Source organism: Mesorhizobium sp. WSM4841 (genome assembly GCF_055811515.1).
Genome location: NZ_JBVVQC010000004.1, coordinates 69,338 through 81,676 on the forward strand (window position 1 = coordinate 69,338; position 12,339 = coordinate 81,676).

The following is a 12,339-nucleotide window of genomic DNA, read 5'->3' on the forward strand; positions in this document are numbered from 1 at the left end:
AGAGAAAGGGAACATGAGATGAAAAAAATCTTGACCTCCACCGTTGCGGCATCGGCGCTCGCGCTGATGCTCGGCATGACAAGCGTACGCGCCGAACACGCCGTCGATCCGAACGCCAAGCAGGGCGGCGCGATCACCATCACCTACAAGGACGACGTCGCCACGCTCGATCCGGCCATCGGCTATGACTGGCAGAACTGGTCTATGATCAAGAGCCTGTTCGACGGGCTGATGGACTACGAGCCGGGCACCACCAACCTGCGGCCCGACCTCGCCGAGAGCTACGAGATCGCGCCCGGCGGCAAGACCTTCACCTTCAAGTTGCGCCAAGGGGTGAAGTTCCACAATGGCCGCGAGATGACTGCTGACGACGTGAAATATTCGCTCGATCGCGTCACCAATCCGAAGACGCAGAGCCCGGGCGCCGGCTTCTTCGGCTCGATCAAGGGCCATGAGGATGTCGCTGCCGGCAAGGCGGAAAGCCTGGCGGGCGTCACCGTCGTCGATCCCTACACGATCAAGTTCGAACTGACCCGGCCCGATGCCACCTTCCTGCATGTCATGGCCATCAACTTCTCGCATGTCGTGCCGAAGGAGGAGGTCGAGAAATACGGCGCGGATTTTGGCAAGCATCCGGTCGGCACCGGGGCTTTCAAGTTCGCCGAATGGACGCTCGGCCAGCGCGTCGTCTTCGAGCGCAACCCGGATTACTGGCACAAGGGCCTGCCGCATCTCGACAAGATCACCTTCGAGATTGGGCAGGAGCCGATCGTGGCGCTGCTGCGGCTGCAGAAGGGCGAGATCGATATTCCCGGCGACATCATTCCGCCGGCTAAGTTCCAGGAGGTGATGGCCGATCCCGAGCAGAAGGCCCGCGTCGTCGAGGGCGGCCAGTTGCACACCGGCTACATCACCATGAACACCACAATGGCGCCCTTCGACAATGTGAAGGTGCGGCAAGCGGTCAACATGGCGATCAACAAGAACCGTATCGTCCAGTTGATCAACAACCGTGCGGTGCCGGCCAATCAGCCGCTGCCGCCGTCGATGCCCGGCTACGACAAGGAATTCAAGGGCTATCCCTATGACGTGGCCAAGGCCAAGGCTTTGCTTGCCGAGGCCGGCCATCCCGACGGTTTCGACACCCAGCTGTTCGCCATGAACACCGATCCCAACCCGCGCATCGCCCAGGCGATCCAGCAGGACCTGGCGGCCATCGGCATCAAGGCCAGCATCCAGTCGCTCGCGCAGGCCAATGTCATCGCCGCCGGCGGCGACAAGGCCGGCGCGCCGATGATCTGGTCCGGCGGCATGGCCTGGATCGCCGATTTCCCCGATCCGTCGAACTTCTACGGGCCGATTCTCGGCTGCGCCGGCGCGGTTCCGGGCGGCTGGAACTGGTCGTGGTATTGCAACAAGGATCTCGACGCCAAGGCGGCGGAGGCCGACTCGATCGTCGATCCGGCCAAATCAGGCGAACGTGCCAAGATGTGGAGCGCGATCTACCGCAAGATCATGGAAGACGCGCCCTGGGCGCCGGTCTTCAACGAGAAGCGTTTCACCATGAAATCGGCCCGGATGGGCGGCGCCGACAATCTCTATGTCGACCCCGTCCATATCCCGATCAACTATGACAATGTGTATGTGACCGATGTGCAATAACTGCGACTACACCATCCATGGGCGCCATCACCATTTCGGCTGGGACAATTCCTTTGTCCCGACTGAGCGGGTGGCGCCCGGTTCGACGATCGAGTTCCAGTGCCTCGATGCGTCGGGTGGCCAGCTGACGCTGGACAGCACTGTGGACGACGTCGCTTTGCTCGACTTCGCCAAGGTGAACCCCGTCACCGGGCCCATCTTCGTCGAAGGTGCCGAGCCGGGCGACGCACTGAAGATCACAATTGAGGCGTTCAAGCCGTCGGGCTTCGGTTGGACGGCGAACATTCCGGGGTTCGGCCTGCTCGCCGACGACTTCCCGGAACCAGCGCTGAACATCTGGAAATACGACGCCGCCTCGCTCGAACCGGCGCTGTTCGGCAGACAAGCCCGCGTGCCGCTGAAACCCTTTGCCGGCACCATCGGCAACGCGCCGGCTGAAATGGGCCTCCACTCGGTGGTGCCGCCAAGGCGTGTCGGCGGCAATCTCGACATCCGCGATCTCGCGGCCGGCACCACGCTTTATCTGCCGGTGGAGGTGGCCGGTGCGCTGTTTTCGGTCGGCGATACGCATGCCGCGCAGGGCGACGGCGAAGTGTGCGGCACGGCGATCGAAAGCCCGATGGATGTCGTGCTCAAGCTCGACCTGGTTAAAAATGCGCGGTTGAAGACACCGCGCTTCACCACGCCTGGCCCGGTGACGCGCCATCTCGATGCCAAGGGCTATGAGGTGACGACCGGCATCGGACCGGACCTGATGACGGGCGCCAGGCAAGCGGTCTCCCAGATGATCGACCTGCTTGCCGGCCGCTACGGAATGGACCCGGTCGAGGCCTACATGCTGGTATCGGTCTGCGGCGATCTCCGGATCAGCGAGATCGTCGACATGCCGAACTGGGTGGTGTCGTTCTACTTCCCGCGCTGCGTCTTCGAATGAGCAAAGGCGCAACCAGCAAGCGGGCCGGGGCTGCCGCTCCGGCTGTTTCGGCCACGGCCGGAGCGGTGCTGGAGATCTCCGGCCTGACCGTCAGCGTGCGTAGCGAAGACGGCGAGCGGCCGGTTGTGTCAGACCTATCGCTGACGCTCGCGCGCGGCGAGACGCTTTGCATTGCCGGCGAATCCGGCTCCGGCAAATCGATGACGGCGCTGGCGATCATGCAATTGCTGCCACAGCCTGCTGCCCGGATAGAATCCGGCACGATCCGGCTTCGTGCCAGAGATCAGGATGACACAGATCGGGGCGACATCGATCTGGCTTTGCTCGATGAGCGTCGGATGCGCCGCATTCGCGGCGACCGCATCGCGATGATCTTCCAGGAGCCGATGACCTCGCTCAATCCGGTGCTGTCGATCGGCCGGCAGCTGGTCGAGTCCATCGAGGCTCATACCGGTCTGTCCGGCGCCGAGGCGCGCCGGCACGCCATCGAGGCGCTGAAGGCTGTCCGCATCCCGGAAGCCGAAAGCCGGCTAAAACAGTTTCCGCACGAACTGTCCGGCGGCATGCGCCAGCGCGTGATGATCGCCATGGCGCTGGCGCTGAAACCGGATGTGCTGATCGCCGACGAACCGACGACGGCGCTCGACGTCACCGTGCAAGGCGAGGTGCTGGAACTGCTGCGCGATCTGCAGCGCGAACACGGCACCAGCATCATCCTCATCACCCACGACATGGGCGTGGTTGCCGAAATGGCCGATCGCGTCGTCATCATGCGGCACGGCCGCATGGTCGAGCAGGGAACCGCCACCGATATTTTTGCCCGCCCGCAAGCCGACTACACGCGCGAGCTGCTCGCTGCCGTGCCGCGCATTGGTACCGGTATCGGCCGCCAAAAATCCGCCGAACAAAAATCCATCGAAGCGGAAATGCCCGGAAGCGTGGCGGTGGTCAACGATCTGCATGTCCATTTCGACCTGCGCGGTGGCTTCTTCGGCCAAGTGAACCGCCGTGTCCACGCCGTCGAAGGCATCAGCTTTTCGATCGCGCCGCACGAGACGCTGGCGCTGGTCGGCGAATCCGGCTGCGGCAAGTCGACCACCGCCAAGGCGCTGGCGGGGCTTGTGCCCTACCACGGCGATATCGTGATCGGCGGGCGCAATCTGGCGGGCCTTGGCCGTGACCAGCGCAAGGCGGTTCGCCGCGACGTGCAGATGATTTTCCAGGATCCCTATGCCTCGCTTGACCCGCGCATGCGCGTCGGCGACCTCGTTGCCGAGCCGCTGTTGATCCATGGCATCGCCTCGAAGGAAGAGCGCAGCCAGCTTGTGGCGGCGCTGTTCGAGCGCGTCGGCCTGTCGGCCGACCAGATGGAGCTCTATCCACACGAATTCTCGGGCGGCCAGCGCCAGCGCATCTGCATCGCGCGCGCTCTGGCGCTCAGACCCAAACTCATCATCGCCGACGAGAGCGTTTCGGCGCTCGACGTGTCGGTGCAGGCCCGCGTGCTCGACCTCTTGAAGGAACTGCAGCGCGAATTCGGCATCGCCTATCTGTTCATCTCGCACGACATGGCGGTGGTCGAGAACATTTCCGATCGTGTCGCCGTCATGTATCTCGGCCAGATCGTCGAAATGGGCACCCGCGACCAAGTCTTCTCGAACCCGCGCCACCCCTACACGAAGCGCTTGATCGAGGCCGTGCCGGTGCCCGATCCGGCAAGGCGCCGGCCGCGTTTTGCGCGTCTCGACCAGGAGATCCCGAGCGCGACCCGAAAAATCGGCGAAGAGCCGCCGAAACTGGCCCTGAAGGATCTTGGCAACGGTCATCTCGTTGCTGTTTCCTAGAGCATTTTGCAGCCAAACGTCTTCGTTTGGCGTCCGACAAAATGCGTTAAAATAACGAGTTAGGGCGCCGTTTTGGTTCCACCAAAACGCAAAGCGCTCTAATGCCAGCAAGGACTGTCACCTCAAACCTGCGATCAGCCGATATTGGTCGGGCCGGCGATATCTGGCGAAGTCGAAATTCACCTTGCGGCAGACGGCGATCAGGTCGAGATCGGCGCGATGGACGATCACCTCATCGTCGAGCGACGTCGCCTGTGCCGCGATTTCGCCGGTTGGGGCAATGATGCAGGAGCCGCCGATCAAGGCCTGGCCGTCCTCGAGGCCGGCCTTGGCCGCTGCCGCGACCCAGACCGTGTTCTGATAGGCGCCGGCCTGCATCGGCAAATGATTGTGGAACATGCGCAGATGCGCCAGCGCCGGCGCCTCATCGAGCAGCAGCGGCGTGTTGTAGCCGATAAGGACGATTTCCGCGCCGTTGAGACAGAGCATACGGTAGGTCTCCGGCCAGCGCCGGTCGTTGCAGATGGCCATGCCGACGCGCACGCCGCGATAGACGAAGACCGGAAAACCGAGATTGCCGGGCTCGAAATACCGGCGTTCCAGATGCACGGTCGTGCCCGGTTCCGGCTCAGTCGATCCCGGCACATGGATTTTGCGATAGCGCCCGACAAGCTTGCCGTCCTGCCCGACCAGATCCATCGTGTTGAAGTGGACCCCGTCGACGCGCGTCAGCTCGGCATAGCCGAGCGCGAAGCCTATCTTGAGCCGCGCCGCGGCGTCGTAAAGGCGCTGCGTCTGCGGGCCCGGCATGGCGGGCTCGAAGAACGCCTCGATCTCGGCCTGGTCGTCGATCCGCCAACGCGGAAAGAAGGTCGTCAGCGCCAGTTCGGGAAACACCGCGATTTCCGCGCCGGCGGCCGCCGCTTTTTCCAGAAGCGCGACGAGCCGGTCCACTGTTTCGGGCCGTTGCGCGCCTTTCTGTATCGGGCCTGTCTGGCAGACTGCGATGGTCAGGTCTCGAGCCATGGCGTCGTCTCCCCAATAGATCGCAGTTCAGGCTGCGGCGGTCACCATGATCTCGACGCGGTAGCCGTCGCCGGCGAGCCGGGCCTCGACCGTCGCCCGCACCGGCATGGCGCTTTTGTCGATCCAGGCATCCCAGGCGGCGTTCATCTTGTCGAAATCGGCAATATCGCGCAGCCATACCGTGGCGCTCAGGATCCTGGACTTGTCGCTGCCGGCCTTCGCCAGATAGGTGTCGATCTTGGCGAGCACGTCGCGCGTCTGCTGCGTGGTGTCGCCCGACAGATCGTCGGCCGTCATGCCGGCCAGATAGACAATGCGATTGTGGCTGAGCACGCGGCAGAAGCGTGGGCCATTCTCGAAGCGTTCGATTGTCATGTCCTTCCTCACGATGCTTTTTCCTCAGGCGCGGATGTCGCCCCGATCCGGCCAGGCGCAAGATCGCCCGGCTCGATGCCTTGACGCAACAGATCATCCGGCAAGCGTCCGGTGCCGATCAGATCGCGACATGCCCTGGCCAGCGCCGGTGATGTCTTGATGCCGTAGCCGCCCTGGCCCGCCAGCCAGAAAAAGCCCTCGGCCTTGACGTCAAAGCCTACCACCGGCGAGGCGTCGCTGACAAAACTGCGCAGGCCCGCCCATTGGTGTTCTATCCGGCGCACGTCGATCGTCGTCGCGCGCTGCAGGCGATCGACGCCTACGGCGACATCGAAATCGTCGGGATAGGCGTCCATCGGCTCGCTCGGTGTGGCATCCGCCGGCGAGACGAAAATCCGGCCGGCGTCCGGCTTGAAGTAGAATTCCTCGCCGACATCGTTGACCAGCGGCCAGCCGGCAATGGAGACGCCATCCGGTGCCGCGACATGGAACGCAGTGCGTCGCTTCGGCACCAGGCCGATCGGGGCAATTTTGGCCAACGCAGCGATCCTGTCGGCCCAGGCGCCGGCCGCGTTGACGAGGATCGGCGCGGCGAATAGTCCCTGGCTCGTCTGCAGGATCCAGCGATCCTTGTGCCGCTCGATCGCCTCGACGCCTGCTTTGGTGACGATCCGGCCGCCAGGCTTGCGCGCATTGCGCAGGAAGCCCTGATGAAGTTCGTTGACGTCGATCTCGCGAGACCCCGGTTCGACGATCGCACCGGCGACATAATCTGCTCGCAGCACCGGCACGCGCGCCAACGCCTGTTCGGGGCTGACCCGATGGATCGACGGGACCAGTTGGCGGGCCCTTTCGAGTTCCTCTTCAAGCCGGCCCAGCTGATCCTGGCGCGCGATGGTCAGCATGCCACGCGGAAGCATCAAGGGATGATCGCAAAAGCCCTCGGGCGGCGCTTCGAGAAAAGACCGGCTGGCGATCGCCAGCCGTCGGATGATGGCGTTGCCGTAATTCTCGGTAAAGCTCGCGGCCGACCGGCCGGTGGAATGGTAGCCGCAATGGCTTTCGCGCTCGAGCAGGATGACCGACGAGACGGCCGCCAGTTCATAGGCCGCACTCGCTCCGGCAATGCCGCCGCCGATGATCGCGATATCGGCTTCCTGTATCGAGGCGCCGTCGGGAGACTTCATCGCTAGTTCCTCTGCACAGTGATTTTGACAGGTTGCGGCAGCGACCGTCGACAATTCCTCTCAGCCAATTTCAGTGGCAAATCGCAAACCTCTAGGATTGGCTGAAACATCCCTCTCTTCGTCATCCCAGGGCGGAGCAAGGAGCGAAGCGACGCGGCGCAGACCCTGGGATCCATGCCGTTCCCTGGCGGCAGTGCTCCAGCGGACCAGAACCGAACGCTACCACCCGGTCCCGCGAAAAAGCTCGAACCATTCAGGGTTGGTCTTCTCAATCAGCTCGATCTTCCATTGGCGTGGCCAGCGCTTCAGCGACTTCTCGCGCTGGATGGCATCGCGAATGTCGAAATATTCTTCGTACCAGACCAGACGCTGCACACCGTAGCGGCTGGTGAAGCGCGAGCCCTGGCCGGATTTGTGCTCCGGCATGCGGCGGCCAAGATCGTTGGTGACACCGATGTAGATCGTGCCGCGCTTCTGGCTCGCGGTCATATAGGCATAGCCGGTCATGGTGGAAGGGTAGCTGCCACCGTTGCGGATGCAAGCACCGTTCTGGTCCGCTGCATTCTTCGGCTGATGTCACGGAATGGATCCCAGGGTCTGCGCCGCGTCGCTGCGCTCCTTGCTCCGCCCTGGGATGACGAGGTGGCTTATGGCTAATCGCAAACCCTCGAGATTGGCAGGAGGAGATCGGTCGGCGGCAACCATCACAGCCTCCTTCAGGCTCAGTCAAAGAACCAAATCCTCTGTGCAGAGGAACTAGTAGCCGCGCATTGGATCGACAACGCCGAGCAGCTTTTCGCCGCGCCGATAGCGGCTGAGATTGTCTGAGAACATGTCAAGCGCTTTCTCCTCCCAGCCATCGTAGACCGACGAGCAATGCGGCGTGACGATCACGTTCTCATAGCTCCAAAGTGGATGATCCGCCGGCAGCGGCTCGGTCGAAAACACATCGAGCGCGGCGCCTTTGATGCGGCCGCCGTCGAGCGCCGACAGCAGTGCTGCCTCATCGACGACGCCGCCACGCGAAACGTCGATGAGCACCGCCGACGGCTTCATCGCGGCAAACGCCGCAGCGCCGATCAGCCCGCGCGTCGTCTCCAGCAGCGGCACGCAACAGGTGATGAAGTCGGCCCGGCCCCAAAGCCCCGGCAATGCCTCGATACCGTGAACCTCGTCGACATCGGCGGTTGGCCTCGGATGCGCACGCACGCCCAGCGTCGTGAGCTCCAAGGCCTTGGCGCGCCGGGCCAATGCCTGCCCGGTCCTGCCGAGGCCGAGCAGCAGCAAGGTCTTGCCCTGGATTGGCTCGACTGCCCCAGTGATCCATGTCCGCGCGCGCTGATGCCTGGCGAAATTTCGAAGACCCAGCGAGAAGGACAGCATCGCCCCCAGCGCGTACTCGGCCATCATGTCGGCCGCGACACCGGCGGCGTTCGTCACCGTCACCTTTTCGGGGTTCCAGCGACCCAGATGATCCGTCCCCGACCCGCCGACCGACACCCATTTCACCGTCGGGCTTTCCAGGAGAGCGGAACGCGGAAAGCGCGCTGTGCCGTCGAAGCGCATGGAGTAAACGATCTCGGCCTTGGTCTCTTCTATCAGGGCGGCCAGACCGGCGTAGCTGTCACAAGGATAGACCGACAGCCCCGGATGCTTGTCCCGCAACAGCTTCATCGCCATGGCTGGCGAGCTGGTGTGGAGGATTACGGCAGGACCAACGGTCATCGTCATGATGGAGGGCCGGTGCGCGGCGCTGCTCCTGCCGAGATACGCCGATGCACGCCATCCAGGCTTTCTGCGAAGGCGTCAAATACGTTCCGGGCCGTGAGCTCGCGCACAACCTGTTCGTTGATCCCGCCGCGTGTTGCATAGTCTTTCGCCAGATCCATGAAGCCGGTATCCGGCGCTGTTTCCGGTGCGTTGGCCAGCGCTTTGAAAATGGTGGCGATATAGTCGCGCGCCCGCGCGTCCGCGACGCCATGCTGTTTCAGCCAGCCATGGATCGTATCGAGATATTTGAAATAGCTGGCGAATGTCGCGGTAACGACGCTCAGCGCGTCGAACTCGCTCGGATCCTCGACCTCGATCACCTTTCCCAGCCGGCCGAACAATGCCGCCATGCGCGGATCGGGCGGACTGATGATCGTCGCTCCCTGCCTGTGAGCGATCATCGGCATGGGAAGTGCTTTTGTCACCTGCTCCACGGGAGCGATCAACGTGGCTATTTCCTCGCGCGACAGGATGGCGATCAAGCTTACGACGTGATGGTCCCGACGAAACTGCAATCCTGCAAGCACCTCATGGGCAATCTGCGGCCGAACCGCCAGCATGACAGTATCGCAATTGTCGAGGACGGCCTGATTATCGGGTGCAACGCGTACATCTGGATAGCGAAGCGCCAGGCCGGCAGCGATTTCTTGACTACGGGGCGACAGGAGCACCGATACGGAATTGTCTGCGGCGGATTTAAGTCCGGTGACAATCGCTGACGTGAGCGCGCCTGTGCCAATGAAGCCGAGTTTCATTTGAAATCCCTAAGCGTTGGTTCTGGATCGTCGCCAGCCGACAAAATAGTACCAGCTCGGCAGGACTTTGGGATCAGAGCACGCGATCGGCTTTCCTGCGACGTTCAGAGCCACCGCCGCACGCGATGCTTGTAGTCGCGATACGCATCGCCGAAACGCCGCTCGAGATAGGCCTCTTCGCGGGCGACGACGCCGTAGCGGATCAGGATTGCAAGCGGCAGCGTGAGGACAAGGATCCAGATATTCTGCGCGGCGACGCCCATGCCGCCATAGATGAGGAACATGCCGAGGTAGATCGGATTGCGCGTCCAGCCGTGGATGCCGGTCGTCACCAGCACGCGCGTCGGCTCATTCGTGGGCACCGGCGTCTCCGCGCGCAGGAAGTTGCGAATGCCCGCGGCGAAAAGCGCAAAACCGATCAGGATCAGGGAGCCGCCGGTGATCCAGGTGACCAGGTCATTCCTGGGGAACGGCAAGCGCAGCAGGCGATCCAGCACGAAGCCAATCAGGAAAGCAGCGAGAAACAGCAGCGGCGGTCTCGCGATGACACCTGCGGTTCCGCTGTCGGTTACTTTTTCCCCAGCCGGGTCCATTTCCATGTCTGCTCCCGCAAATGCCTCGGGCGACGATGCCGAGAGTCGCTATAGATGACAACTGAGGTGTCATTCTAGAAGTTGACAACAGCGGTGTCAAACACGGAAATTAGCCCGGACAAAGGGAACGGAAGCGATGGCGGCACGACACGGGACTGACCGAACGACGGGAGCCCCCATCGTTGACAGCAAGGTCGAGGCGATCACCGAGCTGATGCTCGAAGTGGCCCAGTGCTTCTTCAGGATACGGGCTCTCGGCCAGAAGACAGGGCTCATCACCAGTTGGGGCGGCGGTGCGTTCGGCTTCATGCGAAGCCTGGCGCTGCTTGGTCCGCTCACCGTGCCGCAGATCGCCCAGATGCGGCCCACCAGCCGTCAGCGCATGCAGCGGCTGGCGGATGAGCTTGCGGCTGAGGGGCTGGTCGAATTCATCGACAATCCAAAACACCGGCGCTCGAAGCTTGTGCAGCTGACGCGCAAAGGCGCCGTGCGCTACGGCGAGCTCAACGCCCAGCTGATAGCGATCGCCTCGACCATGGGCGTCGCTCTCGACGAAGCGGATATCCGCAAGACCGCCGGCATCGTGCGGCAGCTGAGCGACGATGTGAAAGTGCGCTCGGAGCGGCTGCCGTAGCGCTGACGCAAAGGCGGCGCGGCGCCATCGATGGGAATCCTGCTTGAGCGCCTCCCCGATCGCGTGCCGTTTCAGCCTGGATGCGCTTGGCTGTTGCCACTTCCGTCCGGGCCAGCCGGCGAACGATTGCCAACCGGAACCTCTGCGGAGCTGAGGCGTTCGAACCGCAGGAGCTGAGAGCTGCGCCACCGCAAAAGAGTACTGCAATGGCTCAGAAGATAACGACAGGCACAAACGACCGGCCACGCAACGAAACCATAGGCCAATCCGGCGAAGGCCTGCCCGGCAGCACGCCGCTTGAAGTCGACGAGACCGCCGTCCGGTTGCGAGGCAAACCTGCGCAACTTGCGGAAGATCAAGCCAATCCCGACGCGGCAGGCATTGCCGGCGCCGGCGAGCATATGTGTCACCGCTGCGCCGGGACAGGCATGATCGACGGCCGCACCTGCCCCGAATGCGGCGGAACCGGAAAGGTGACGACGCCGATAGGCGGCGGCTAAGGCGATCAGGGGGAGCGATCTCGCGGCAACCTCGATCACTGAAGAGCCAAGGGGCCGATGGCAATTGTGCGGATCAGATCGCCGGCACCCACTTCCAAAACACGCCCTCCATCCGTTCGGGATAGTGCTTGAACTCGCATTCGAAGCGCCATCCGTAAGTCTTGGCGGCCGCCAGCGCTGCCGGGCTGACCGGGTTCATGCCCGTTCCCGGCGCGAACCAGTCTTCCAGCAAGTCGTCAGGTATGTAGGCGCCGATCCTCAAAGGCAGCTTTTCGAGGACGACATCCATTTCCTCAGGTGCGGACAATGGCCTCTCCCTTCAAGAGCTATCAACGAACAAGTCATCTGAAACGATTGGGTTCCAGACAGGCAGAGTGGAAGGGAAACGTGATGGGCGACTGTCTCTCGATCTGCACATTTCAGGCCGCCCGCCGCCGCCGGTTGGTCGAACGCCGGCTAGCGTGTTCTCACAAGGTTGCAGATGGAGCTATGGGGCATACTTGACGACCGCTTGTGGGCGCCTTGCCGTCCGGCAGGACCGGGGCCGGAAGCAGACCGGCAACTTCTGGTGTCCGAAAAACGATAGCGGACATTCGGACGGCCGCGATGCGTGCGAACGGCGACCTTGTCGCTTATTGTCGTGAACGGTGTGGAGGTCTGCACAGCATGGCATGGGCTGACCGGCTTCGGGGGCGGCGTTGCAGCTCACTTCGGGAGAGGCTAAAGTCGAGACAGGCTGCATAATATGCCGAGGAGCACCTGATATGGCGGAGGGCGCGACGGTCCGCTGGCTGGTTCGTCTCACTCCAGTTGCGGGTCGCAAAGTCGACGATCTCCTGAAGGTTCCACTGAGCCTTGATGTCTGGGAACGGGAAGCTGACGCCGTCGTGGCGGTTGCCTCAGAGCAGACGATTGCCGAGCTCGAGCGCCGACGAATAGCTGGCGTCGAGCGCCTCCGCACGATCGCCGACCTGGAAAGTGGAGCACCCAGCTCCGATCACCTCGACGGGCAATCCGAGGGTCCTTGATCAGGCTCGCTTTATCGAAGGAAGGAGATGG

The 12,339-nt window shown here is 62.9% G+C and carries 14 protein-coding genes; 6 read left to right on the forward strand and 8 right to left on the reverse strand.

From position 1 onward, the window contains the following. Positions 1-18 precede the first annotated feature (18 nt). Genes AC0L14_RS05905 through AC0L14_RS05915 form a run of 3 tightly spaced genes read left to right on the forward strand, consistent with a single transcriptional unit; the run spans position 19 to position 4,440 of the window. On the forward strand, positions 19-1,662 hold the full coding sequence (locus AC0L14_RS05905) for an ABC transporter substrate-binding protein (RefSeq protein WP_473748901.1): 1,644 nt from the start codon (positions 19-21) through the stop codon (positions 1,660-1,662). Further along, a complete protein-coding gene (locus tag AC0L14_RS05910) occupies positions 1,652-2,596 on the forward strand; it encodes an acetamidase/formamidase family protein (protein WP_473748902.1) in 945 nt (314 codons plus the stop codon). The genes AC0L14_RS05905 and AC0L14_RS05910 overlap by 11 nt, the downstream gene beginning before the upstream one ends. Further along, entirely contained in the window at positions 2,593-4,440 is a 1,848-nt protein-coding gene (locus AC0L14_RS05915; protein ID WP_473748903.1) for an ABC transporter ATP-binding protein, read from the forward strand. The genes AC0L14_RS05910 and AC0L14_RS05915 overlap by 4 nt, the downstream gene beginning before the upstream one ends. 117 nt (positions 4,441-4,557) lie before the next feature. Here AC0L14_RS05915 and AC0L14_RS05920 read toward each other — a convergent pair whose 3' ends face one another. The 7 genes from AC0L14_RS05920 to AC0L14_RS05950 all read right to left on the reverse strand — a co-directional run bounded on the left by AC0L14_RS05920 (position 4,558) and on the right by AC0L14_RS05950 (position 10,152). Further along, a complete protein-coding gene (locus AC0L14_RS05920; protein WP_473748904.1) occupies positions 4,558-5,466 on the reverse strand; it encodes a nitrilase-related carbon-nitrogen hydrolase in 909 nt (302 codons plus the stop codon). Between the two features lie 27 nt (positions 5,467-5,493). After that, positions 5,494-5,841, reverse strand: a complete 348-nt coding sequence (locus tag AC0L14_RS05925; RefSeq protein WP_473748905.1) for a RidA family protein — start codon at positions 5,839-5,841, stop codon at positions 5,494-5,496. A gap of 8 nt (positions 5,842-5,849) precedes the next feature. Further along, positions 5,850-7,028: an NAD(P)/FAD-dependent oxidoreductase gene (locus AC0L14_RS05930; protein WP_473748906.1), complete on the reverse strand. Its 1,179-nt coding sequence runs from the start codon at positions 7,026-7,028 to the stop codon at positions 5,850-5,852. 219 nt (positions 7,029-7,247) lie between these two features. Then, complete coding sequence (locus AC0L14_RS05935) at positions 7,248-7,535, reverse strand: GIY-YIG nuclease family protein (protein ID WP_287350169.1); 288 nt, start codon at positions 7,533-7,535, stop codon at positions 7,248-7,250. A gap of 249 nt (positions 7,536-7,784) precedes the next feature. Next, positions 7,785-8,759: a D-2-hydroxyacid dehydrogenase gene (locus AC0L14_RS05940; protein WP_473748907.1), complete on the reverse strand. Its 975-nt coding sequence runs from the start codon at positions 8,757-8,759 to the stop codon at positions 7,785-7,787. Next, positions 8,756-9,553: a pyrroline-5-carboxylate reductase gene (locus AC0L14_RS05945; protein WP_473748908.1), complete on the reverse strand. Its 798-nt coding sequence runs from the start codon at positions 9,551-9,553 to the stop codon at positions 8,756-8,758. Before AC0L14_RS05945 ends, AC0L14_RS05940 begins: the two co-directional genes overlap by 4 nt. Positions 9,554-9,657: 104 nt before the next feature. Further along, positions 9,658-10,152: a methyltransferase family protein gene (locus AC0L14_RS05950; RefSeq protein WP_473748909.1), complete on the reverse strand. Its 495-nt coding sequence runs from the start codon at positions 10,150-10,152 to the stop codon at positions 9,658-9,660. Between the two features lie 130 nt (positions 10,153-10,282). Here AC0L14_RS05950 and AC0L14_RS05955 point away from each other — a divergent pair, with 130 nt between their 5' ends. Further along, complete coding sequence (locus AC0L14_RS05955) at positions 10,283-10,780, forward strand: MarR family winged helix-turn-helix transcriptional regulator (protein ID WP_473748910.1); 498 nt, start codon at positions 10,283-10,285, stop codon at positions 10,778-10,780. A gap of 206 nt (positions 10,781-10,986) precedes the next feature. Beyond that, the gene (locus tag AC0L14_RS05960; RefSeq protein ID WP_473748911.1) at positions 10,987-11,280 is read left to right on the forward strand and encodes a hypothetical protein; all 294 of its coding nucleotides are present in this window, start codon (positions 10,987-10,989) and stop codon (positions 11,278-11,280) included. A 73-nt stretch (positions 11,281-11,353) separates the two neighbouring features. Here the strand turns inward: AC0L14_RS05960 and AC0L14_RS05965 are convergent, their stop codons facing one another. After that, positions 11,354-11,587 (reverse strand): hypothetical protein, encoded by a 234-nt coding sequence (locus tag AC0L14_RS05965; protein WP_258121066.1) that lies wholly within the window; start codon positions 11,585-11,587, stop codon positions 11,354-11,356. 457 nt (positions 11,588-12,044) lie between these two features. Here AC0L14_RS05965 and AC0L14_RS05970 point away from each other — a divergent pair, with 457 nt between their 5' ends. After that, positions 12,045-12,308, forward strand: coding sequence for a hypothetical protein (locus AC0L14_RS05970; RefSeq protein WP_128169785.1), 264 nt, complete (start codon positions 12,045-12,047; stop codon positions 12,306-12,308). The last annotated feature ends 31 nt before the right edge of the window (positions 12,309-12,339 follow it).

Excerpts from the sequence above, each read along its gene's own strand:
- AC0L14_RS05930 (WP_473748906.1), bottom strand. The coding sequence starts at position 7,028 with ATGAAGTCTCCCGACGGCGCCTCGATACAGGAAGCCGATATCGCGATC.
- AC0L14_RS05910 (WP_473748902.1), top strand. The coding sequence starts at position 1,652 with ATGTGCAATAACTGCGACTACACCATCCATGGGCGCCATCACCATTTC.
- AC0L14_RS05925 (WP_473748905.1), bottom strand. The coding sequence starts at position 5,841 with ATGACAATCGAACGCTTCGAGAATGGCCCACGCTTCTGCCGCGTGCTC.
- AC0L14_RS05955 (WP_473748910.1), top strand. The coding sequence starts at position 10,283 with ATGGCGGCACGACACGGGACTGACCGAACGACGGGAGCCCCCATCGTT.
- AC0L14_RS05945 (WP_473748908.1), bottom strand. The coding sequence starts at position 9,553 with ATGAAACTCGGCTTCATTGGCACAGGCGCGCTCACGTCAGCGATTGTC.
- AC0L14_RS05950 (WP_473748909.1), bottom strand. The coding sequence starts at position 10,152 with ATGGAAATGGACCCGGCTGGGGAAAAAGTAACCGACAGCGGAACCGCA.
- AC0L14_RS05920 (WP_473748904.1), bottom strand. The coding sequence starts at position 5,466 with ATGGCTCGAGACCTGACCATCGCAGTCTGCCAGACAGGCCCGATACAG.
- AC0L14_RS05960 (WP_473748911.1), top strand. The coding sequence starts at position 10,987 with ATGGCTCAGAAGATAACGACAGGCACAAACGACCGGCCACGCAACGAA.
- AC0L14_RS05940 (WP_473748907.1), bottom strand. The coding sequence starts at position 8,759 with ATGACGATGACCGTTGGTCCTGCCGTAATCCTCCACACCAGCTCGCCA.
- AC0L14_RS05935 (WP_287350169.1), bottom strand. The coding sequence starts at position 7,535 with ATGACCGGCTATGCCTATATGACCGCGAGCCAGAAGCGCGGCACGATC.
- AC0L14_RS05905 (WP_473748901.1), top strand. The coding sequence starts at position 19 with ATGAAAAAAATCTTGACCTCCACCGTTGCGGCATCGGCGCTCGCGCTG.
- AC0L14_RS05915 (WP_473748903.1), top strand. The coding sequence starts at position 2,593 with ATGAGCAAAGGCGCAACCAGCAAGCGGGCCGGGGCTGCCGCTCCGGCT.
- AC0L14_RS05970 (WP_128169785.1), top strand. The coding sequence starts at position 12,045 with ATGGCGGAGGGCGCGACGGTCCGCTGGCTGGTTCGTCTCACTCCAGTT.